The organism is Wenyingzhuangia heitensis (assembly GCF_011762155.1).
Taxonomy (GTDB): Bacteria; Bacteroidota; Bacteroidia; order Flavobacteriales; family Flavobacteriaceae; genus Wenyingzhuangia; species Wenyingzhuangia heitensis.
Window position 1 is genome coordinate 1,186,127 of sequence record NZ_JAASQL010000001.1, and the last position, 23,445, is coordinate 1,209,571.

General features: G+C 30.6%; 21 protein-coding genes. 4 read left to right on the plus strand and 17 right to left on the minus strand.

Annotated features, from left to right (window positions below; all coding sequences use genetic code 11):
- Positions 1-59: 59 nt before the first annotated feature.
- The 8 genes from FHR24_RS05095 to FHR24_RS05130 form a co-directional block, all read right to left on the minus strand.
- Positions 60-356 (minus strand): hypothetical protein, encoded by a 297-nt coding sequence (locus FHR24_RS05095; RefSeq protein ID WP_167184820.1) that lies wholly within the window; start codon positions 354-356, stop codon positions 60-62.
- Between the two features lie 116 nt (positions 357-472).
- On the minus strand, positions 473-1,072 hold the full coding sequence (locus FHR24_RS05100) for an alpha-ketoglutarate-dependent dioxygenase AlkB family protein (protein ID WP_167184823.1): 600 nt from the start codon (positions 1,070-1,072) through the stop codon (positions 473-475).
- Positions 1,072-1,908: a methylated-DNA--[protein]-cysteine S-methyltransferase gene (locus FHR24_RS05105; protein WP_167184826.1), complete on the minus strand. Its 837-nt coding sequence runs from the start codon at positions 1,906-1,908 to the stop codon at positions 1,072-1,074. Before FHR24_RS05105 ends, FHR24_RS05100 begins: the two co-directional genes overlap by 1 nt.
- Before the next feature lie 96 nt (positions 1,909-2,004).
- A complete protein-coding gene (locus FHR24_RS05110) occupies positions 2,005-2,724 on the minus strand; it encodes an N-formylglutamate amidohydrolase (protein ID WP_167184828.1) in 720 nt (239 codons plus the stop codon).
- Between the two features lie 3 nt (positions 2,725-2,727).
- On the minus strand, positions 2,728-3,954 hold the full coding sequence (locus FHR24_RS05115) for a glutamate-cysteine ligase family protein (RefSeq protein WP_167184829.1): 1,227 nt from the start codon (positions 3,952-3,954) through the stop codon (positions 2,728-2,730).
- A gap of 1 nt (position 3,955) precedes the next feature.
- Positions 3,956-5,404, minus strand: coding sequence for a RimK family protein (locus tag FHR24_RS05120; protein WP_167184831.1), 1,449 nt, complete (start codon positions 5,402-5,404; stop codon positions 3,956-3,958).
- Positions 5,405-5,504: 100 nt separating this feature from the next.
- Positions 5,505-6,704: a hybrid sensor histidine kinase/response regulator gene (locus FHR24_RS05125; RefSeq protein WP_167184833.1), complete on the minus strand. Its 1,200-nt coding sequence runs from the start codon at positions 6,702-6,704 to the stop codon at positions 5,505-5,507.
- A gap of 36 nt (positions 6,705-6,740) precedes the next feature.
- Entirely contained in the window at positions 6,741-10,166 is a 3,426-nt protein-coding gene (locus tag FHR24_RS05130) for an ATP-binding protein (protein ID WP_167184835.1), read from the minus strand.
- 165 nt (positions 10,167-10,331) lie between these two features.
- Between FHR24_RS05130 and FHR24_RS05135 the strand changes: the two genes are divergently transcribed.
- Positions 10,332-10,694, plus strand: a complete 363-nt coding sequence (locus FHR24_RS05135) for a methylglyoxal synthase (protein ID WP_167184837.1) — start codon at positions 10,332-10,334, stop codon at positions 10,692-10,694.
- Positions 10,695-10,790: 96 nt separating this feature from the next.
- Here FHR24_RS05135 and FHR24_RS05140 read toward each other — a convergent pair whose 3' ends face one another.
- The 5 genes from FHR24_RS05140 to truA all read right to left on the minus strand — a co-directional run bounded on the left by FHR24_RS05140 (position 10,791) and on the right by truA (position 16,958).
- The gene (locus tag FHR24_RS05140; protein WP_167184839.1) at positions 10,791-11,660 is read right to left on the minus strand and encodes a LamG domain-containing protein; all 870 of its coding nucleotides are present in this window, start codon (positions 11,658-11,660) and stop codon (positions 10,791-10,793) included.
- A gap of 125 nt (positions 11,661-11,785) precedes the next feature.
- On the minus strand, positions 11,786-14,056 hold the full coding sequence (locus FHR24_RS05145; protein ID WP_167184842.1) for a transglycosylase domain-containing protein: 2,271 nt from the start codon (positions 14,054-14,056) through the stop codon (positions 11,786-11,788).
- A gap of 9 nt (positions 14,057-14,065) precedes the next feature.
- Entirely contained in the window at positions 14,066-14,446 is a 381-nt protein-coding gene (locus FHR24_RS05150) for a RidA family protein (RefSeq protein WP_167184845.1), read from the minus strand.
- Positions 14,447-14,449: 3 nt separating this feature from the next.
- The gene (locus FHR24_RS05155; protein ID WP_167184848.1) at positions 14,450-16,219 is read right to left on the minus strand and encodes an ABC transporter ATP-binding protein; all 1,770 of its coding nucleotides are present in this window, start codon (positions 16,217-16,219) and stop codon (positions 14,450-14,452) included.
- On the minus strand, positions 16,206-16,958 hold the full coding sequence (gene truA / locus FHR24_RS05160) for a tRNA pseudouridine(38-40) synthase TruA (protein WP_167184851.1): 753 nt from the start codon (positions 16,956-16,958) through the stop codon (positions 16,206-16,208). The genes FHR24_RS05155 and truA overlap by 14 nt, the downstream gene beginning before the upstream one ends.
- 226 nt (positions 16,959-17,184) lie before the next feature.
- Between truA and FHR24_RS05165 the strand changes: the two genes are divergently transcribed.
- Positions 17,185-17,763 carry a Crp/Fnr family transcriptional regulator gene (locus FHR24_RS05165; RefSeq protein ID WP_167184854.1) on the plus strand — a complete coding sequence of 193 codons (579 nt, stop codon included), beginning with the start codon at positions 17,185-17,187 and terminating at the stop codon, positions 17,761-17,763.
- On the opposite strand, the gene FHR24_RS05170 is transcribed toward FHR24_RS05165, so the two are convergent.
- Positions 17,760-18,374: a hypothetical protein gene (locus tag FHR24_RS05170; RefSeq protein ID WP_167184857.1), complete on the minus strand. Its 615-nt coding sequence runs from the start codon at positions 18,372-18,374 to the stop codon at positions 17,760-17,762. The genes FHR24_RS05165 and FHR24_RS05170 overlap by 4 nt on opposite strands.
- Before the next feature lie 170 nt (positions 18,375-18,544).
- Here FHR24_RS05170 and FHR24_RS05175 point away from each other — a divergent pair, with 170 nt between their 5' ends.
- Positions 18,545-19,039 (plus strand): metallophosphoesterase family protein, encoded by a 495-nt coding sequence (locus tag FHR24_RS05175; protein ID WP_167184861.1) that lies wholly within the window; start codon positions 18,545-18,547, stop codon positions 19,037-19,039.
- Here FHR24_RS05175 and FHR24_RS05180 read toward each other — a convergent pair.
- Together FHR24_RS05180 and FHR24_RS05185 are read right to left on the minus strand one after the other, a co-directional pair.
- Positions 19,036-20,811: an AMP-dependent synthetase/ligase gene (locus FHR24_RS05180; protein ID WP_167184864.1), complete on the minus strand. Its 1,776-nt coding sequence runs from the start codon at positions 20,809-20,811 to the stop codon at positions 19,036-19,038. The genes FHR24_RS05175 and FHR24_RS05180 overlap by 4 nt on opposite strands.
- Positions 20,812-20,867: 56 nt before the next feature.
- Positions 20,868-21,812 (minus strand): LysR substrate-binding domain-containing protein, encoded by a 945-nt coding sequence (locus FHR24_RS05185; protein WP_167184867.1) that lies wholly within the window; start codon positions 21,810-21,812, stop codon positions 20,868-20,870.
- Between the two features lie 116 nt (positions 21,813-21,928).
- On the opposite strand from FHR24_RS05185, the gene FHR24_RS05190 reads away from it, so the two are divergent.
- Positions 21,929-22,399 (plus strand): Dps family protein, encoded by a 471-nt coding sequence (locus FHR24_RS05190; protein WP_167184870.1) that lies wholly within the window; start codon positions 21,929-21,931, stop codon positions 22,397-22,399.
- A gap of 74 nt (positions 22,400-22,473) precedes the next feature.
- On the opposite strand, the gene FHR24_RS05195 is transcribed toward FHR24_RS05190, so the two are convergent.
- A complete protein-coding gene (locus FHR24_RS05195; protein WP_167184873.1) occupies positions 22,474-23,445 on the minus strand; it encodes a transketolase family protein in 972 nt (323 codons plus the stop codon).

A 23,445-nucleotide genomic window follows, 5' to 3' on the forward strand; every position in this document is an offset into this window, starting at 1 on the left:
TAAAAAAAGGAGAAACTTATTAAGTTTCTCCTTTGGAAATTTACAGTGTAAAATGCAAATTATTTTTTCCAGTACTGGTTCATTGCTTTTGTTTTTTCTTTACCAATAGCAGCTCTTAATTTTTTACCAGCTTCTTGTTTAATTTCTTTAACTTTTGCCTTTTTAGCAACAGCATCTAAATCACTTTCTTTAACTTCTTTTAAAGCCGTAGTTTTTTCTTTTTGAATTTCCATTGCTTTGGTCATTTCTACTTCGGTCAAATTAGCTGCTTCTAAAGCTCCTTTAAAAGATTTTTTTTCTTGAGCACTCATTGTTACGGTTAACAATAATGCAAATACAAATAATAATTTTTTCATTTTATGATGTTTTTATGTTTGTACTACAACAATAAGTAATTATACTGATAACACCTAGTAGATATGTTTTTAACAAGGAAAATTATGGTTTGTTTAAAATGTTAGAGAGTTGATTTTTAGTTTTTTATGTTTCTAAAGGTAAGATTAATTCTAGGAGATTTTACTAAAGTGGTTACAGGTAGTTTGTGTACCCAATAATTTTGTGTAGTACCTGCCATCACTAATAAACTTCCTTTTTCTAATATTATAGATGTTGTTTGTTTGGATATTTTGTGTTTAAAAGAAAATTTTCTATCTGCACCAAAACTAAGAGAAGCAATGGTGGGGTTTTGTCCCAAAGCTTTTTCATTGTCAGCATGCCAATTCATGGTTTCACTTCCGTTATGATATAAATTTAACAAACAAGCATTAAAAGAAGTATTGCATTTTTCTTCGGCTATTTTTTTAAGTTCTAAGAGTTCTTTGGTCCAAGGCAGTGCTTTTTTTATAGTGTTAGAATATCCGTAAAAAAAAGAAGTATCTCCGTAAAGGGCAACTTTTCTATTGGTTATAATATGTTTTCCAAAAATAAGAGCTTCGTCGTTTTTCCAAGCAATGGATTTTAATAACGTTTGATAATAGCTTTTAGAGTTTGCTAAATTGATAACATTAGGGTAGTAATAAACTTCTCCATCAAAAGGTAAGAGATTTGTAGGTTTGTTGTTAAATAAATCCATTAGTCCAAATGAGTTTTTGAAGATTCCCAACCTATAATTGCTGACTTTCTGATGGTTCCCCACATATAATTTCCTATAATTCCGCTAGCTCTAATAACTCTGTGGCAGGGAATTAAAAATGCAATAGGATTGTTGCCAATGGCAGTTCCTACAGCTCTTGAGGCTTTTGGACTGTTAATTTGATGTGCAATGTTTCCATAAGTTTCTAATTTTCCTACAGGAATTGTAAGTAAAGCCTCCCATACTTTTAGTTGAAAAGGAGTTCCTTTTAGGTGTAGTAGTAAAGGGGAGTTTTGTTTTTCTAGGGTGTTAAAAACTTGTAGTGCTTTAATTTGTAAAGGGTGTTCTTTGTCTAAATATGAAGCGTTACTAAAAGTGGTTTTTAGTTTTTTTATAGCATCTTTAGGCTCATCAATAAAAGAAATACTACAGATTCCTTTTACTGTATTTGCAATAAGTATGGTTCCAAAAAGGGTAGGGTAGTGTTTGTAGTAAATAGTTAAGTTTTGACCGTTGTTTTTGTATTCACCTGGAGTCATTCCTTCAATATTTACAAATAAATCATGTAGTCTACTAGTACTAGATAATCCAATTTGATGTGCTGTTGTAAACAATGTTTGTTTGGGTGCCAATAATAATTGTTTGGCATGTTGTATACTAATGTATTGCAAAAACTTTTTAGGACTCACACCTGCCCATTCAGTAAAAATTTTTTGTAAATGAAACGGACTAATGTTTACAGCCTTAGCCAACTCGTCTAAACTAGGTTGTGTAGTTGCATTTTTTTGCAAATAAGTAATGGCCTTGGCAATTGAGTGGTAGTGTGTCTGTTCCATAAAATATAGAACAAAGGTAGGTTTCCTTTTTTACTTCTAAAATCCGATTCTTGTGAAACTAAAAAAGATGAAACTTTTATAGTTTCATCTTTAGGCTTATAATTTATATTTATTGTTTTCAATATTTGTTTGTTGCTCTATAATTTGTTTGATAGATTTATAAATCACTTTTTTTAAATCTTCATTTATTTTGTTCTGAAATGAAAATTTTTGGTTGATTTCTATTTCTATTCCTACATAGTTTTTAGAAAATTGTTTTCTTAAAGTTTTAGTAAATCCATCACTAATACCTTTGTACGGATAGTTACAGCGTATATTTAGCTCTGGAGCTCTCTTTTTTAATTCAGCTTTTAATAATTGTGCTATTTTTTTTTCGTGTATTGATGAAGGGTCATATAACAAACCAATATCACATTTTCTGGTTACTCCGTTAAAAACAGGAGTAAAACTATGTACGGATATATGAAAAATACAATGTTTAGAATGTATTAAACTTTCTATTTGCTGAATTACCTTGTCTCTATAAATAAGATAATATTGTTGTATTAAAAGTTGTTTTTCTTTTTTGTCTAGTTTTTTTGTAAACTCAGAAAACAGCATCGGATGATGTAAAGATCTATTAAGTTCTATAAATAGTCTGCTAATTTCATTGCTTTTATGAAATACGGCTAAAGGCCTTAAATACTTAAAAAGATCTAAGGCACCCTTGTCATAAGCTCTATGAGTTTGTAAAACTAATTCTTGACTTAGAAAAAGAGAATCATAGGCTAATGGAATTTTATTTCCACCGTGTTCGCAAGTTAAAAGTAGTTTCATGTTTTAGGTATCAAATAAAACGTTTTGTTGTAAACAGTCTGCTAATTTTGTGTAAACTTTTTGAATATTTTTTTCAGAAAGGTCTGACTTTAACGAATTTTCTATACGTGTAGCTAAGGTTCCTTTTTCTAAAATTATTTCAATAGCAGATTGGTAGTTTTTAGGAATTTGATTGGCTACTGTTTTGTATAAATATTTCCATACATTTTTAACCGTTTCTGTTTTTGTGATTCCTAATTCTTTTAAATAATCTGTATTAGTAATAATTGAATTTTCTCCTTGTTTTATACAAGTGTTTAAAATTGAAGCTAATTCTTTTTCGTGCCATTTTTTTTGAGAAGTTAAAGAGGTATAAGGTGTTGTTACCAATACTTTTAAAACCTGAGTCACCAATATGGCAATGGCAATATCTGCTTTAGGACATTCTTGAATATCAATAACTCTAATCTCAATTGCATTTCTATCAAAGCGAGCAATGGCACCTCTAGAGTTTACAAAATAATGATCTAATATTTTTTCTTTATCAAAAGGCTCTATGGCTTTTTTGATGGGGTCAAAAATAGAAACTTCATACTCATTTCTACTAAAAGCTTGTTCTGGAATTACGCTACCTGCAATAATTGGGATTTCTTTTTGATTGTATTTATAGCTTTCTAATCTACTGTCTTTAAAACCGGTAAAATTACCGTCTAATACAGGAGAGCTGGCACACAAACCGGGTAAAATAGGTAGTAAAATACGAATAGCTGCATGTAGTTTTTCAAACTCAGCATCGTTATAAAAAGGCAGGTTAATGTGCATGCTTTGTAAGTTGCTCCATCCGTGACCTTTGCAGTTAAAAATGGTGTTATACAACTCATAAATTTCGTTAGAGCCGTGTTCCCAAAGTTTTGTTTCCGTAAAAGGATCCATTAGCGGGTGACAAGCAGTTCCTAATAATTTACTGTCTGTTTCTGTTAATAAGTGGTTAATCTCAATAATGTTTTTATGAAAATCAATATCTAATCCTGTTAAATCTGCAACAGGATTTTGAGTTTTAATTTCTACAACATGCGCTACCAATTCGTTACTCCAACCAATGGTTCCGTTGTTAATATCATCAACCAAAGTTCCATTTTTTGCCGTTAATAAATCGGCTACTTTTGGGGCTACTTTAAAGGTAGAATTGTTAATTAACATGTATTCAAGTTCAATTCCGTAAACTTCAAATAATTTATATTTTGTTTTCATCTTATGATAAAACTCTAGTTTTAAAAGCTTCTAATATGGTTGTGTAAATTAAATCTCCGTAATATTCATCTTCTACACCTACATCAATGTTTGGATTGTCATTAATTTCAATCACCATAGGTTGATTGTTTACTATTTTTATATCGATACCATATAAGCCTAAGCCCATAATTTTGGCAGATTTTAAAGCTATGTTTACTACTTTTTTAGGAACTTTTTCTATAGGGAAACAATCAGAATCTCCATCTTGTTCTTTCTTTTTTTTAGCATTCCAGTTGTAAATTTGCCAATGGTCTTTAGCCATAAAATACCTGCAAGCATAAAATACTTTTCCGTCTAGTACACCAATTCTCCAATCGTAGCTAGAGGGACAAAATTCTTGTGCTATAATCAAATCAGATTCTTGTAACATTAATTGGGTAAGCTCTTTGTATTCTTGTTCTGTTTTGGCTTTTTTTACACCAAAAGAAAATGTCGAATCGGGAGTTTTTAACACACAAGGCAAACCAATTTCTTGCAACACTTCTTCTTGATTGTTAACGTGAATAATACGGGTTTTAGGAGTGTTGATGTTTGCATTTTGCAAAGCTTCTGCCATATACACTTTGTTGCAACATTTTAAAATTGCATCTGGATAGTCTATAATAGCAATATCTTGCTGTTGTGCTTTGCGGGCAAAGGTATAGGCCTCATTATTCACCTCGGTACTTTGTCTAATAAATAAAGCATCAAAAGAGCTTAGTCTAGACAGGTCTTTAGGTTCAATAATTTCGGTATAAATTTTTAGCTTCTCAGCAATTTCCATAAACTTTTTTAAAGCTTTAGAATTGCTAGGGGGTGCAGGGTCGTTTTTGTTAACTAAAATAGCCAAATCAAAATCGTGTTTAACTTGTTTGGGTTGGTCGTATCTTTTTTTAGAGAAATATTGACTAGCAAATTCTTGAGCTAACTCTATGTGAGCTGCTGGAATTTCTGCTTCTGTAATAGCTTTGATGTTATGCACATGCCATTTGTAATCAAAATTAAAAGTGATTCTTAAAAACGGAATCTGAAAATGTTTGTAAAACAAGGCACTAAGTTCTTTGTATTTTTGAGCTACGTTTTGTCCAAAATAAATACTGAGTGTAAAGTTTTGAGATTTGATGGATTTTAAACTTTGTTGGATAATTTCATCAAACTCATCGGATACTATTTTAACCAATTCTAACTTATCTAAATCTACCAAATTTTTAACGGTTGGAGATACACGATGTCCTCTGGCTTCTGCCAATAGAGATACGTAATATCCTTTAGATTGGTAACTGTAATCTTTACATAAATTAAAGATTCTTCCTTTTTTTAATAAAGAATAAGTTGGGTTGGTAAGGTAATCTTGCGAAGAAATAACTGTAATGTCATCAGCTAAAAAAAGCCATTTTTCAGGTTGATTTACAACTAAATACTTGTTCATTTAAAGGTTTTCATTTGTGTTAAATTTTGGATTAAATGTATATGAAAAATAAATACAAAAATGAAAAATAATATTTTTTTTTAGCCTTTAAAAATAATGGTTAAGAAGTAATTGTCTGTTTTTTATTTTGAAAGGTTAGTTTAACTGTTGCTCCTTTTGTTTTGTTGTTTATTACGGTAATGTCTGCATTGTGTACATCAATAATTAGTTTAACCAAAGCCAAACCAAGTCCTTTGTTATTGTCTACATGCTCTTTTCCCGATGCAAAAAGTTTGTATAAATTGGCAAGTGCATAATCGCTAAAACCATCACCTTCATCAATTATAGAACAAATAATTTTATCCTCTGTGTTTTCAATGTTAATGGTAATGTTTGTGTTTTCGTGCGAGTGTTTTATTGCATTTTCTAAAATATTGTCTAAACAATATAAAATAAGTTGAGGGTCTCCGTGAATATAAGTGTCTGGTTGATTTTCGTTAATAAAAAGTTGTTGATTTTTAGCTCTTAACATTTTATCGACTTTAATTTTTAAAATTCCTAAAATTTCTTTTAGTGGAATATTTACTCCTTTTAAAAACTGGTTGCTTGTTCTTAATTCTGTAATTCTTAAACTTAGTTTAGAAAAAGACAGTAATCTGTTGGCAGAAACATCTAACAAGTTAACAAATTCAATTAATTCTGATGATTTTAGTTTGTCTTTTAAAACATTAATAAATCCCATAATTCCGTTTAATGGGGTGTTTATTTCATGACTAATAATGGTTAAAAACTCATTTTTGGCAATGTCTAAAGTTTCTAGTTCTTTATTTGCTTGTTGTAATTTTTGATTGGCATCTTTTACTTCTAAAGTTCTGCTTTTAATTTCATCTTCTAGCCAAGTGTTCACATTTTTTAATTGATCTTGACTTTGTTTTAGTTCCAAATGTGTTTTAACTCTTTGTAGTAGCTCTCTAGCGTTAAAAGGTTTGGTTACATAATCTTGTCCGCCTACTTCAAAACCTTTTATAATTTGGTTTTCTTCTGTCATGGCTGTTAAAAAAATGACGGGTATTTTTTTTAGGTGCTCTATTTTTCTAATTTCTAAGCAAGCCTCAAATCCATCCATTACAGGCATGTTTACATCTAAAAGAATCAAATCAAAATCTTTTGTTTTTTTTAGAGTGTCTACAGCTTTTTGGCCATCTGTAGCTACTCCAATAATATAATTTTGATCTTTTAACAAGCTACCTAGCACTTGTATGTTTTTTTGTTGATCGTCAACAATTAATATTTTGGGGGTTTTGGGTTTGCAAATAAACATAGCTTGTCGTAAAAGGGGGTATTAAATTTTTAGTACTTAGTCTATATAAGATTTCAGTTTTTTTATTTTATTGGGTAGTTGTTTTAACGTAAAAATTAAATCATCAAATTCAAAATTTTCTGCGTGTAGACAAATCGTTTTAGAAAAATCTATCATCAGTTTATTATTGTGTTTTTTAGATGTATCAAGAAGCTCTTTTCCAAAATCTTCCATCTCATTTATAATATTGTTCTCTAATAGAGGTGCTAATTGGGGTAAAAGGTTAGACTCTAATTTTTGTATAAAAATAGGAAGTACTTCTATTTCTTTTTGATTTATTGGATAATCATCCGTTTTGGTGGGTTGAATTACACTTGTGTCTATATATGTTAAATATTTTTTAGTTTTTGTAAAAAAGAGTTGAATATCTAAAGGCTTTATAATATACTCATCAAAACATTGTTTTAGTTTTTCTTTTTCCAGATCACTTTTGATAGATGCAGTAATGGCAAATATGGGAATGTTTTTAGTTTTTTTGTTTTGTTTAATAGCCATAGCAGCATCATATCCATTTAAAACAGGCATACGCAAATCCATAAAAATAATGTCAGGAATTATTTCTGTAGCAATATCAATAGCTTGTTGTCCGTTTTTAGCTTGATAAAGTTCTAGGTTTGGGGAGTTGTAAAATAAATCTAAAATTAAATCTCTATTTTCTTTTACATCATCAACAACTAAAAGTTTTGCGTTGCTAAATAATAAATTTGAACTATCAAAAACGGTTTCTGTTTCTTCAATATCATCATAAGAAACTTCTATATTGGGTAGTTTAACGGTAAAAGAAGTTCCTTTGTTTAAACTACTTTCTAAGCTAATAACCCCATTCATAGCTTTGATTAGTTTTGTGGTAATGGATAGTCCTAATCCTGTACCTCCATATTTAATAATGTTCTGACCTCTTTTTTGAATAAAAGGTTGGAATATTAATTTTTGTTCATTTTCAGGAATTCCAATTCCGGTGTCCTTAACGGTAATATTTAAGGTGATTTGATTTTTGTTTAATGGTTCTTCTGTAGCTGTAATAAATAGTTGAACCCCTCCTTTTTCTGTGAATTTTATAGCGTTGCTTAATAGATTAAATAGAACTTGCCTTATTCTTACTTTGTCTAAAATTAGTATTGGTGGGAGTTGTGGACTTGTGATTACGTCAAAGTAGATGTTTTTTTTCTCTATTTTTTGAGAAAAGATATCTTTTATTTGTTGACTAATTTTTCTAAGATTTACAGGGGTTGAGTTAAACTCTATTTTACCAGCTTCAATTTTAGATAGGTCAAGAATGTCATTAATAATTCTTAATAAGTTTTTACTACTTGAGTGTATCGTTTTTATTTGAGATAATTGTCTGTTGTCTTTTATAGTCGAAGAAAGTTGTTCTGAAAACCCAATAATAGCATTCATAGGGGTTCTAATTTCATGACTCATATTGGCTAAAAATTCACTTTTAGCTTTGTTGGCATCTTCGGCAGCATTTTTAGCATTTGTAATTTCTTCTTCAGCTTTTTTTAGTAAAGAAATATCTTGAATAGTTCCTATTAGTTTTTTGGGAGTATTCTCATCGGTAAAGCTTTCTATTTTTCCTTTAAGATGAAACCATAAGTATTTATTTTGATGTGTGATTATTCTGCAATTAAAACTGAATTTTCCTTTTTTATTTGTAAACAGAATGTTTAAATGTTCTCTTACTTTTTTAATATCATCAGAATGTACCTTGCTTAATAACCATTTAAAAGTATTTTCTTTTTCGTTAGTTTTATATCCTAATTTTTTATAGAGTAAAGAACTTGCTTTTAGTTTGTCTGTTTTATAATTCCATTCCCACCAAGCATACCCTCCTGTTAAAAATGCATTTTCTAATCGGTTTTTGCTTTTTTTAAGCTTTTCTCTGTTTTTAGAAATAGCTAGGTTTGCATTTTTAAGCTCTTTAGTTCTTGCTATTACACGCTGTTCTAGGTCATTATTAAGTGTGATAATTTCTTTTTCTTTTTCTTTTAGATCTGTAATATCTGTTCCAATAAAAATTACTTTTTCAGTTTTATTGTCTTTTCCAGACAGAATTGGTTTTATGTGAATTGTTTGCCAATTTTCTTTATTAGGAATATAAGAATTGACAACTTCTACCGTTAACTGAGTTTTGTTTTTAATAGCATTTTCTATTTTAGCAATGGGGTTAAGGGGGTTGTTTTTATCTATAATAGAATCTTTATAATTTTTACCCGTTATTTGAGTTAATGGTTTTTGTAATAGTTGTTCAAAAGCAGGATTAATCCATTCTATTTTACCATTAAGGTCTGTGATTAACATACAATTGTTACTGTTTTTAACTACAGAAGCTAGTTTTTTTATTTCTTTCTGTCCTAGCTGTTCTTTTAGTTGTAAATAAGAAAACAACCAGGAACAGCATAAAATAAGTATAAAAAGAACAAAAACAGGAATGTAAAAGAGCGATAAAACATCAGTTTTTAAAGCTGTTATTTGTTGATTAGAAATAAAGCTTACAACTTTCCAATAATCATCACTAGCAAAATATTTAGTACGTTCTCCTTTGCTTATAATTTTATTAAAATTTAATGTAGAAAAAGTAGTAATCCCTTCTTTAGAAATACTTTGTCCTTGCTCTTTGTTGTTTATAATTGCCCAAGAATTTGGGTGTTTATTAGAAAATGTTTTATCTAACATATCCGGAAACATAAAGCCCCAATTGTCTTTTTTGTTTGGAGACATTAGAAAAAATCCATTTTTGTCTAATAAATAAAACTCCCCTTTATGGGCTTTGTTTAGTTTGGTTATTCGTTTTTCTAAAGGAGTTCCTAGATAGGATGCAATTAAAATTCCAGAATATTTATTATCACAACCATATATTTTACTTCCTACACGTAAAACTTGTTTGATAGGTTTTTCTATAAGTCCGTTCTCTATGTTTAAATCAAACCTAGAAAAATAAATGTCTTCATTTTTTAATTCAGAAATTTCTTTAAAATAATACCTGTCAGATTTATCTTGTAATAAAGAGTCTGGTTTAAATTTAGGAAATCCTTTTTTGTAATCACACCTTAAAACTTCATTACCGTTAATATCTAATAATCTAATTTGGTCATATATTTTTTTTCTTTTGATAAATTGATAGATTTCCGTTTTTAAATTTTCGATTGATTTTTTATTATTACAGGAAGCAAAATTACTAGTAGATATTAAATCACTAAGCAATAAAACATCTCTTTGCACAAAAACAAAATCATTTTTAATTTCGTTTACCTGTAGTAAAAGTTTTCCTTCTTCTTTGTTTTTTAATTGATCCATTTCAATAGATACTTTATTGGTGTAAAAGAAGTAAGAAATAGCAAATAAAATAATTGTAAACAAAAAAGATAATTTGATAAATTTTGAAAACAACAAAGTAGTTTTTAGTTTTCTAGGGGTATTCATTAGTGTAATTTTAATAGATAGTTTAGTTGTAGCTTTTGAGTAAGGTACAAAAGAAAAAGAGGTTTTTTAAAATTAACAGTGAATTTTAGAACTTAAGAAATTGAAGTTTTTTTAGAAATATATTTAGACAAGAATTTAATATATTGCATAGATAAAAATATAGATATGGAGATAGCAATTATTGCTCACGATGGAAAAAAAGCAGATATGGTTCAGTTTTTAATGGAACACAAAGATTTATTACAAGCCAAAGGAATTAGCTTAATATCTACAGGAACAACAGGCTCTAAAGTTGAGGCTGCTGGATTAACGGTTCATAGATTTTTATCGGGGCCTTTAGGAGGAGATGCTCAAATTGCAGCAAGAGTGGCAGAAGGAAAAACAGGAATGGTTATTTTTTTTAGAGATCCTTTAGAAAAGCACCCACACGAACCAGATATTTTTATGTTAATGCGTTTGTGTGATGTGTACAATGTGCCTTTGGCAACAAACCCAGCAACAGCTACATTGTTAATAAAGTCTGTATAATAAAGTGTTTATAAAAGATAAAAAGACTGCCTAATTGATTTAGGTAGTCTTTTAGTTTTAGCGTTTTAATTTTTTGAATATAAAATTAGAATATATTTATTTCAGTTTCCAAGTTCTAACCCAATCATACTGCGTTGTTCTTTGTTCCCAGGTACCACTTTCTACCAATCCACCATCGTCTGGTAAAGGATTCCAATCATACGTTTCTATAGCCATTTGTAAAAAAGCAGGCATGTCCCATTCTACAGTTGGGTTTAGGGTGTATTTATATTCACCGTCTAAAAAACATAAAATTTCTGTAGGACTTTTCCACCATGCTCCGTATACATAAAAACGTTCATGATTTTTTGTAGGTGTGTAGACCATTTTTTGATCTCTTTCACTTTTAGGGTGACAGTTTGTTTTTCTGTGAATTGCATTAGAATGGAAAATACCATCCCAGTTTTTAGCCCATGAGTGTGTTTTTTCGGTCAATCTACCCACACATTCTTGTATGTCTAATTCTTCTTTTTTCTCACAGTCGTATTTAGACATTAACCAAAAAGTAGAAGACATAACTGTTGCGTTGGCTTTCATTTTTGTTTCAAAATACCATCCTACTTTACCAGGATATAAAGATCTTACAATAGCTCCTTGGTGTGTAAATGTTTTTCCTTTTTTACGAACTACTTTGTCTAGCTTGCTAACGGTTACATTCATTTTACCGTCTTTAACCACTACATTTTCTGCTCTAAATAATGCAGGTGCACGACCGTCCCAATTCCAATCATTTCCAATAGGGTTGTCTTGCCATTTTTTATGATTTAATTTGGAACCTTTAAATTCATCAGACATATTTTTAACCTTTACCCATTTTTTTTCAGTAGGTTTTGGGTCTTGTCCGTTGGTAAAATAAGGAGTTTTTTGAGCAAAATTGTTTAGCGTAATTAGCAAACAAATAAGAAAAGTTGTTTTAAAGTGCTTCATGTTAGTTCTTAAAAAAGTTATAAGACTAAAATAAGAGAGATACATTTTAAAGCAGGGGTTAAATGTTTTATAAAGTATTATAAATGATGAATATAGGATGTGTACAGTAATTGTTGATATCTAAACTATTCAATACTGTCTTTGTCTTTTTTTCTTCCAAACAAACGAGTAAAAAAGTTTCCTTTTTTCTTTTTGGTTTTTTCGTTTTTATCAAAAATGTCAAAGAATTTCTCTATGGTGTTTTCTTCTCTGTAAAACTCACAATCACAGTCTTTTATAATATCGTCATCAAACTTAGGGAATTTAGCAGCTAAGGTTCTGTTTACTTTTTTGTCTATGTATTTGTGACTTGCTATTTTACCGACGATAGGCAAGGCTGCAACTGAACCTCCTCCAATTCTAGAAGGTAAATGTATGCTAGGATATTTGCATCCCACCCAAGCACCAATAACAATATCTGCATTAAAACCAATAAACCAAGAATCGCTATAGTCTTGAGAAGTTCCTGTTTTTCCTGCCCAATCTCCGTGGGTAGTATAACTTGTTTTTAATCGAATAGCAGTTCCGTTGTCTACCACACCTTTTAACAAATATTGCATGGTTTCTAAAGTTTTATGACTTAAAACAGGTTCTTGCTTTTTGTTTGTTGCTTTGTGTTGGTAGATAATGTTACCCTGATGATCTTTTATAGTACTAATATAATAAGGCTCTACATTGTTAGATCTGGTAGCAAAAGGAACATAAGCATGCACCATTTTTTGCAAAGAAAAACTGTTGGTTCCTAAAGCTGTAGATGGGTTTGGATTCAACTCTTTGTCTAACCCTAAAGCATTTGCGGTTTCTTGCAATTTGCTATGTCCCACATCAAAATAAGTAGCTACCGTAGGAATGTTTACACTTTTAGCCAAAGCACCTACCATACTGTAATACCCACCGTTGGTATGATCGTAATTTTGTGGTTTCCAGTTATCGTAATCTGTATATGTTTTTTCTTCGTTGTTAATCCAATCACAAGGTTTGTTTCCTTTTTCTAAAGCAGCCGCATATACAATGGGTTTAAAGGTAGAAGCAGATTGATGTTCACTGGTGATTAAATTATAAGGTAAATATTCAAAATTATTTCCTCCTACATATATTTGAATAGCTCCAGTTTTAGGACTTACTCCATAAATTGCAGCGTTGATCATTTTTAAATAATGACTAATAGAGTCTAAAGCAGAATATTTGTGCTCTTTCTCTTCCCAATCAAACACAGCGGTTAATCGTTTTTCTTTAGAACGTAATTTTAAATCGTTCTCCGAAATTCCTTTGTTTTTTAACGTTTTGTATTCTTTAGTTTGATGCCATTCTGACTGTATTAATTGCTGAATCTCTTTTTTGTGTTTTAAAATGTTCCAATAAGAATCCATTGATTTTTGCAGCTTTTTTAAATGCTCTTCTCTAGCCTTTAAAGCTTGCGTTTGCAATTCCGCATGCAGTGTGGTTTCTATTATCAATCCATCTTTTTCTACATTCCAAGCAGTTCCGTCTTCTTTTAGAGTGTTGTTAAGCAATTCTGTGGCTTTGTTTTTTACATGGTATAAAAAATAACCGTTAGGATTGTGGTTGATAATGTTGGTATAAGCCGTACTGATGTCTTTTCTGCTAGAGGTGTCATATTCTTCTTCAGAAATAAAATCAGCTTTTAACATCTGATGTAAAACAACATTTCTTCTACGCAATGCATTTTCTGGATGCTTGTTAGGGTTGTAGTATGAATTTGCTTTTAACATTCCTACCAAAATAGCAGATTGCTCTAAAGAAAGTTTATCTGTAGAAACAGAAAAATAACGTTGAGCGGCAGATTCTATTCCGTATACATTTTCACCAAAAGGAACGGTGTTAAAATACAATGTTAAAATTTCGCTTTTAGAGTAAATGTTTTCTAATCTGTTGGCTAAAATGGCTTCTTTGGTTTTGTTGACCGGCATAGAAAGCACAGAAAAATCTTTTCTTTTAAAGATGTTTTTAGCCAATTGTTGTGATATGGTACTACCGCCACCTGCAGATTGATTTCCTAGAATAATTGTTTTTACAATAACTCTAAGCAAAGCTGTTTTATCAATTCCTTTGTGCTGATAAAAACGACTGTCTTCTGTAGCTATTAAAGCATTGATTAAATGTTTGGGAAGTTGATTGTAGGTAACATTGGTTCTATTGGTTAAAAAGAATTTCCCAATAATTTTAGCATCGCTACTATAAACTACACTGGCTTGTGCTTGTTTTATTTCTGTTAATTCTTTTTTGTTGGCAATAGGGCCAAAACCTCCTATGTAGACCAGTCCAATAAACAAGCCAAGTAATACAACTCCAAGAATACCAAGTTTAAATAGAAAACGAAAAAGCCAACGGATCATGTGTTAGTTTTATAAATGAGCAATGATAGAAATTTCGATGTTTACATTTTTAGGTAGCTTGGCTACTTGTACACATTCGCGAGCAGGAGCCGTATCTTCGTTAAAATAACTGGCGTATACTTTATTGATTTCTGCAAAATCATCCATATTTGTTATAAAGATAGAGGCTTTAATTACGTTTTCAAAAGTAGCACCAGCTTCTAACAAAATGGCATGAATGTTTTTCATTACCTGATGAGTTTCATCAACAATATTGTTGGTCACAACATCACCCGTTTTTGGATTGATAGCTATTTGTCCAGAAGCATATAAAATTCCGTTTACAGAAATGGCTTGGTTGTAAGGCCCTAAAGGAGCAGGTGCATTGGTTGTTTGGTAAATCTTTTTCATAAATTAAGCTATTTGTTGATTCGAAAATTGTTTGTCGTGTAAGTTTTTGTAATACCCATCTGCAATGTGTATCAATTCCTGATGTGTACCTTGTTCAACAATATTCCCTTTGTCTAATACAATAATTTTATCGGCATTTTTTATGGTTGCTAACCTGTGTGCAATAACAATACTCGTTCTTCCTTCGGTAATTTTATCAATAGCAAACTGAATCATTTGTTCTGAATGTGAATCTATAGAGGAAGTAGCTTCGTCTAAAATTAAAATACTTGGGTTAGATACATAGGCTCTTAAAAAGGCAATCAACTGTCTTTGTCCAGAAGAAAGCATAATACCACGTTCTTTAACATTGTATTCAAAACCACCAGGCAAACTTTCAATAAACTTAGAAATACCTATTTGAGAAGCAGCATCTTTTATCTCATCCATAGAAATTTCTTCTTTTTGTAAACCAATATTATTGTAAATACTGTCTGAAAACAAAAATACATCTTGTAGCACAATGGCAATTTCATTTCTCAAAAAGTTTAAATCGTATTCCTTTACAGAAGTTCCGTCTACTTTAATAGAACCACTATCTACATCATAAAAACGATTGATTAAATTGATAATGGTAGATTTTCCTGCTCCTGTAGCACCAACAATAGCTACGGTTTCTCCTTGTTTTACTTCAAAAGAAACACCATTTAAAATAGGTTCGTTTTTAATATAACTAAAAACTACATTTTTAAAACTAATGGCTCCTTTTATGGCTTTAGGCTGGTGGGTTCCTTGTGTGTCTATATGGCTTTGGGTATCCATAATTTCAAAGACTCTGTCTCCGGCAACCATTCCCATTTGTAAAGTTGTAAACTTATCGGCAATTTGTCTTAGGGGTCTAAATAACATTTCTGTCATCATAATAAAACCTACAATTTCTCCTTGAGTCACATTTCCGTCAATGGCTAATTCTTTACCCCCAAACCAAACTAATAAACCAATCGCTATAGAGGATAAAACTTCGGCAACAGGATAAAAAATAGAAAAATACCAAACTGTTTTTATGTGAGCAGATCTATGTTTTTTATTGATTTCTTGAAATTTATCATGTTCAATTCTTTCTCTATTAAAGAGTTGAACAATTTTCATTCCTGTAACTCTTTCTTGTACAAAACCATTTAGGTTAGCTACTTGAACTCTAACTTCTTGAAAAGCGGTTTTAATTGCTTTTTGAAAAATTTTGGTAGCATAAATTAAAATGGGCAAAACAACAAAGGCAATTAAGGCCAATTTCCAGTTAATGTAAAGCATCATTATAGCGACAAAAATCATTTTTAGAATGTCGTTTACAATCATAAACAAACCTTGGCTAAAAAACTGAGCTATGGTTTCAACATCAGAAACCACTCTAGTTACCATTTTACCTACCGATGAATTGTTGAAATAAGCCATGTTAAAAGAGAGTACATGTTTAAACAATTTGGTTCTAATATCTTTAATTACATTTTGCCCCAATAAATTGGCTAGATAGATAAAGATAAGTTGAAAGAAAACTTCGGCAATTAAGGCTGCCAAAATAATAATAACAAGAGTTAAAAAACCTTCTTCTGTTTTGGTGTACACATAATTATCTATGGCATTAATAATTAAATAAGGTCGTAAAGCACCTATTCCTGCTAATAGAACAGAAGAGATTCCAGAAAAAATAAATAAAGATTTGTACGCTGAGGCATAGCTCATAATACGACTAAAGACAGAAAGGTCGAATACGTTTGTTTTTTTATTTGATGCCATTTTTTATAGTGTCTGGGTATGTTATTTCGGTTAAAAAAAGTCCGTGTGCAGGTGCCGAAGCTCCAGCATTTGTTCTGTTTTTACTTTCTATAATTGTTTTAATTTCTTCGGAGTTTATTTTTCCTAAGCCTACATTAAATAAAGTACCTACAATAGCTCTAACCATGTTACGCAAAAAACGATCTGCAGAAATGTGAAAAACCAATTGGTTTCCATTTAAAATCCATTCTGCTTTGTAAATGTCGCAGTTGTATGTTCTTACATCTGTTTTAGATCTAGAAAAACATTTAAAATCAGTATAGTCTAGCAAATAACTTGCCGATTTGTTCATCGCATCAATATTTAATTTTTTATTGATTTGCCACTCAATATCCGTCGTAAAAGGACTTTTTCCTAACAATATTTTGTACTCGTAACTTCTTTTGGTTGCATCAAAACGGGTGTGTGCATCTTTGTGTACTTTAAATAATTGATGAAACACAATATCATCTGGCAATAAAGAATTGATTTTGTAACAATAAACTTCTGAAACTAAATCTAAATCAATATCAAAATGAATAAACATTTGAGAGGCATGAACACCTGCATCTGTTCTACCTGCAGCCACTACTTCTGTAGGGGTTCTTAAAATGGTAGTTAGTGTTTTTTGTACCACTTCTTGCACACTAATTGCATTGGGTTGAATTTGCCATCCGTGGTAATTTTTCCCTAAATAAGAAAGTTCTGCAAAGTACCTCAATTGCTCGTTTTTTTAGAATATAAAGGTATTGAATTAAGAGATTACAATCAACACAATATGTGGTTGATGTTGATGTAGGTTTTAAAGAGAATTGTTAGGAAATTTATGTAGATTTTAAAATAGATAAATACATTATATTTAGCTTTAAAACAGACTAAATATTTTTATTAGTTTGTTTTGGGAGGGTTGTAACTAGTTTTAATGATATAAAAATTAAAGAAAAATTATGGAAAATACTTTGGTAGAATTAATGTCAAATTTTATTAATCTTACGGATGATGAAAAACAAGGAATTAAAGAGGCTTTTCCTATTAAAACATTTGCTAAAGATATTTTTTTGTTAAAAGAAGGACAGGTAGCAAAAGATGCTTTTTTGGTTATTAAAGGATGTGTGAGGGAATATTCTATTGAAGATGGAGAAGAGGTTACCTCTGGTTTTTATACAGAGTTTCAGTCTGCTGTTAATTTTGATAGTATGGCAAATAGCAAACCCTCAAAATATTGCTTTGCTTGTACAGAAGATACAATTGTTGCTGTTATGAATGCTGAAAAAGAAAATGCTTTGTATAAAAAATTTCCTCGTTTTGGAGAAGTATGTAGAGTAGAAATGGAAAAAATGCTAGGAGCAAGTCAAGAAGAATTTTTAACGTTTAAAAAAGCCACCCCAAAAGAACGTTACTTGAATTTATTAAAAAATAGACCCGATTTAATAAACAGAGTACCTCAATACCAATTAGCAAGTTATCTTGGGGTAAAGCCTGAAACACTTAGTAGAATTCGAAAAAGAGTTTCTATGAGTGATTAAAAATTGAATCCGAAGTTAAGACTCGGTTCAAAAATATGCTTTGGAGCACCATTTTCTATAGCTGAAAAATCTGTAGGATAATTCGTGTCTATAGGCCAGTATTTTAAAGCCAATGCAGGTTCTAAATACCAACGTTTGTTAAAAAACTCTAAACGATAACCTGCTGCTAATTGAAGGTATAATTGAAATCCTTTTTGAATTTGATCGTTATCACTATTGTAATATTGTTTTACAAAAGGAGTTGCTTGTACAGTGGTAAATGCTCCTTTCCAAATAAAACGTTGGTATCCAAAACCAATTCCCAAAGCTCTTACGTAGCCAGGGTAAAATTCTTTGGAATTTCCATAAGTTCCTAAGGGTTCCGAATATTTCCAAGTATTAAACTCTATAAAAATTCTATCTTTTTTGGTCAATCTATTTCCATAGGTTAGCAAGTAGTAATTAGGAGAGTCTTCTAATAAATTACCCAACATAAAAAAAGAGGATCCTATACTGTGTTTGTATTTAATTGGAGCCTCTATATGCGGCAATGTATTTTTTGTAGAGTTTTTGTTTTGAGCTTTAACTAATGCAAAAGTTAGCAGTACTGTAATTAATAAAGTAGTTTTCATATTTATAGTTAGATGATTTTATATGACAAATTTATGTTCTTACTAAAACTTGTTCATTGACTATCGTCAAGAAATAAAAACACTGGGGTTATAGTATTAAAAACTTATTTTTCTAGTTATTAGAGTGCGATACAAGTGTTAAATACAGGAAAATTATCGATTTTTGTACTATGAAAATATTATTACTTTCTGATACCCATAGTTATATAGATGAAGCTGTTTTAAAATATGTACAACAAGCCGATGAGGTTTGGCATGTGGGAGATATTGGATCCATTGCAGTTACCGATAAAATTAAAGAATTAAAACCTTTAAGGGCTGTATATGGCAATATTGACGGGACGGAGGCAAGGGCAGAGTTTCCTTTAGACAACAGGTTTACGGTTGCGGGCTTAGATGTTTGGATGACTCATATTGGAGGATATCCTAATAAGTACAATGTTAGAATTAAAATGCAGATAAAAGAAAACCCACCAAAATTATTTATTAGTGGGCATTCACATATTTTAAAAGTACAATATGACCATAAGTTGAGTTTACTACATATGAATCCTGGTGCAGTGGGTAAGCATGGTTTTCATCAAGTAAGAACTATGCTAAGGTTCCAAATTATTAAAGGAGAGGTTTCTAATCTAGAAGTAGTAGAACTAGGAAAAAGAGCTTAATTATTTCTATATATTTTATCATATAAATCTTTGTAAATCTCTAAGATAATTTTTCGTTTTACTTTCATAGTAGGTGTTAAATGACCTCCATTTATACTCCATTCATCAGGAGTAAGTTCAAATCTTTTTATTTGTTCCCATTTTCCAAATTTGGTGTTACAGAGTGTAATTTCTTGTTGTATTCTGTCTATTACTTGTGGACAATTTACCAAATCTTTGTGTGTTTTTATATTTGGGATTCCTTTAATAGCACACCAGTCTCTAACGTAGTCAAAGTTTATTTGTATTAGAGCAGCAGGCATTTTCTCGCCTTCACCAATTACCATTATTTGATCTATAAAGCGAGATAATTTTAGTTCACTCTCTAATAAATTAGGAACAATATATTTACCTCCAGAGGTTTTAAAAATTTCTTTTTTACGATCGGTTATTTTTAAAAATCCATCAGCATCTATTTCTCCAATATCTCCTGTGCAAAAATAATCACCAATCATTACCTCTTTGGTTTTTTCAGGATCTTTATAATACCCCATCATTACGTTAGGTCCTTTTACTAATATTTCTCCGTCTTCGGCAATTTTAATTTCTACATTTTTTATAGGTTTTCCTACTGTGCCAGCCTTAAACTCTTTGTTTATAATTTCGTTTACAGCAATTACAGGAGAAGTCTCGGTAAGCCCATATCCTTCTAAAATAGGCATTTTGGCAGCTGCAAAAACTCTAGCTATTCTAGGTTGCAAAGCAGCACTCCCCGATACCATAAAATCTAAATTACCTCCTAAAGCTTCTTTCCATTTATTTAAAATTAATTTTTGTGCAATTTTTAATTGTAAAGTAAAGAACCAACTTTCGTTTGTATAAGGTTCGTGTTTTAAAGCTATGTTTATTGCCCAGTAAAACAAAGCTTTTTTAAGACCTGTTAGTTCACCTCCTTTGGCATAAATCTTATCGTAAATTTTTTCAAATAACCTAGGTACTCCAGTAATAATATTAGGTTTAATTTCTTTTAGATTATCGCTAATAGTATCCATAGATTCTGCAAAGTAGATTTGAATACTGTTACGCTGGTATAGGTATAAAATCATACGTTCAAAAACATGGCAAACTGGTAAAAAACTCAGAGCTTTGGTACCTATGTTAGACTTTGGTAGTCTGTCAGAGCTGTCTATGGTATTGGATATTAGGTTGTTGTGACTTAGCATTACTCCCTTAGGTCTTCCTGTGGTTCCAGAGGTGTATATAATGGTTGCTAAGTCAGTACTTTTAATACTTTTTTTAATATTTTCTAGTTGTTCATCATTGGTTGCTTTTTCTCCAATACTTAAAAGTTCTTTCCAGTTTTTAACGGTATCAATTTCGTCAAAACTATAAACCTCTTGTAATTTAGTATTGGCTTTAATAGCGTTTATTTTGTCTAAAACTTCTTGATCAGAAACAAAACAGTAAATAGCTCCTGAATGATTTAAAATATATTCATAATCTTTGGCAGATATAGTAGGGTATACAGGTACATTTTGAGCTCCTGTTTGTAATATAGCGATATCTAAAATATTCCATTCTGTTCTGTTGGTGGTCGATATAATTGCTATTTTATCATCCTTTTTTATACCAAGCTCTAACAAACCTTTAGACACAAGAGTATATTTTTTTATATATTCTTGTGTAGATGTAGAAACCCATTTTCCTTTATATTTAGTGTTAAAAGCCTTTTCTAAGGGTTGATTTTCTAATTGATAAAGAGGGAAATCAAATATTCTAGTAACTGATTGCATACAAATAATTTTGGTATCTATTAAATTAGTGATTTTATTTTAGTTTTTTAGCAACGTTATTTCTTTAATTTTAAAGGACTGATAATATCTACATTACTAAAAGCAATTACACCACGTAAAATTCCTGAAATTTCATCTTTTAAAGCGTTGATGATTTGTAGTTTTAATCCTGATTTATGATAAATAAGACTCACTTCTCTTGCAGGATGAGGTTGTTCAAATTCACGAATTAATTTTTTATCCTCTTCTTTTAAATCTAAAGAATGCAAATAGGGTAACAATGTCATCCCTAATCCTTCTTTAGTAAGTTTTATTAAAGTATCAAAACTACCGCTTTGCAAAGCGAATTTCTTTTTGTTTTTATGTCCTAATGTGCTACAAATATTTAAGACACTTTCTTTAAAACAATGCCCATCTTCTAACAATAGCAAATCTTCAATATTTAAGTCATTAGGGTGTAAAAATTTTTGTTCATACAATCTATGATTTTTATTTACCAATCCAATAAAAGGTTCGTAATAAATGGGAGCTTCAATAATAGCATCGTTATTTAGTGGAGTGGCAGCTATGGCAGCATCCAAATGGCCGTCAGATAATTTTTGAACAATTTCTGCCGTGGTTAATTCGTAAATAACCAACTCTACTTTTGGATATCTTTTATTAAAGTTTTTTAAAAACAAGGGAAGTAAACTAGGCATAATAGTGGGGATAATTCCTAGTTTAAACTCTCCACCAATATATCCTTTTTCTTGTTCTACAATATCGTTAATACGATTGCTTTCGTTTACAATTGTTTTGGATTGAGCTACAATTTTTTTACCAACTTCAGTTAATTCTATGGGTTTTTTATTTCTGTTAAATATTTGTACCCCAAGTTGTTCTTCTAGCTTGTGTATTTGCATACTTAATGTTGGCTGAGTAACAAAACAATACTCAGATGCTGTGGTAAAATTTTTGTGTTCAGCAACTGCTAAAACGTACTTTAATTGGGTGATTGTCATTGTTAATTTTTTTTAGTATCAATACTATCTATAAAGATATTAAATTAATCAATTATAGTTATTGAGATGTGTTATAAATTCTAGATATCTTTATAATGGATTTAAAAATCAATAACATGAAAAATACAGTAGTAGGAGTAGACAATGCTAATTCGGTTAAAGTTGCAGAGAAATTAAATGAACTATTGGCAAATTATCAAATACATTATCAAAATTTAAGAGGTTTGCATTGGAATATCAAAGGGAAAAACTTTTTTCAATTGCATGTGAAATTTGAAGAGTATTATGTGGATTCTCAACTTAAAATAGATGAGATTGCAGAAAGAATTTTAACATTAGCTGGTGTGCCATTACATACATTTACTGATTATTTAGAGGTTTCTAAAATTGAAGTTGGAAAAAATATATCTAATGATGTAGAGGCTGTAAAATTAGTAGTAGCAGGATATAATCAATTGTTAGAGTTAGAAAGAGAAATTTTAAATCTATCGGATGATGTAGATGATGAAGGAACTAACTCTATGATGAGTGACTTTATTAGCGAGCAAGAAAAAACACTATGGATGTTAAACTCTTGGTTAGGATAATAAGACATAGTTTTACATAAATAAAAAAGGCTTCTGAATTTCAGAAGCCTTTTTTAATTGTATGTTTTTAAGAACTAGGTTCTTTTAATTGCTTTTTGAGCAGCAGCAACTATGGCAGCAGCGTTTAATCCGTACTTGTCCATTAATTGAGCAGGAGTTCCAGATTCTCCAAAAGTATCGTTGGTTGCCACAAATTCTTGTGGAGCAGGGTTGTTTAAAGCTAATGTTCTAGCAACACTTTCTCCTAAACCTCCTAAAAAGTTATGTTCTTCAGCGGTAACAACACATCCTGTTTTACCAACAGATTTTAAAATTAACTCTTCGTCTAAAGGTTTAATTGTATGTATGTTAATTACTTCAGCAGAAATTCCTAATTCTTCTAATTGTTCTGATGCTTGTAAAGCTTCCCAAACTAAGTGACCTGTAGCAACAATTGTTACGTCAGTTCCCTCTGTCATTTGAATACCTTTACCTATCACAAATTTATTTTCGTGTTCTGTGTCTGTAAACTTAGGCATGTAAATAGGCACTACTGGTCTACCAAAACGTAAATATACAGGACCTTCATACTCTGCAATAGCAACAGTAGCTGCTTCTGTTTGGTTGTAATCACAAGTGTTAATTACGGTCATACCAGGTAACATTTTCATCAAACCTAAATCTTCTAAAATTTGGTGAGTTGCTCCATCTTCTCCTAAGGTTAATCCTGCGTGAGAAGCACATATTTTTACATTCTTATCAGAATAAGCAATAGATTGTCTAATTTGATCGTATACACGACCTGTAGAGAAACCAGCAAAAGTTCCTGTAAAAGGAATTTTTCCACCAATAGTTAAACCAGCAGCAATTCCCATCATGTTAGCTTCTGCAATACCAATTTGGAAAAATCTTTCAGGGTTTTCTTTAATAAATTCATTCATTTTTAATGAACCAATTAAATCAGCACATAGGGCAACAACATTAGGATTTGTTCTTCCTAAATGCGCTAATCCAGCACCAAAACCTGAACGGGTATCTTTTTTTTCTGTGTAAGTGTATTTTTTCAT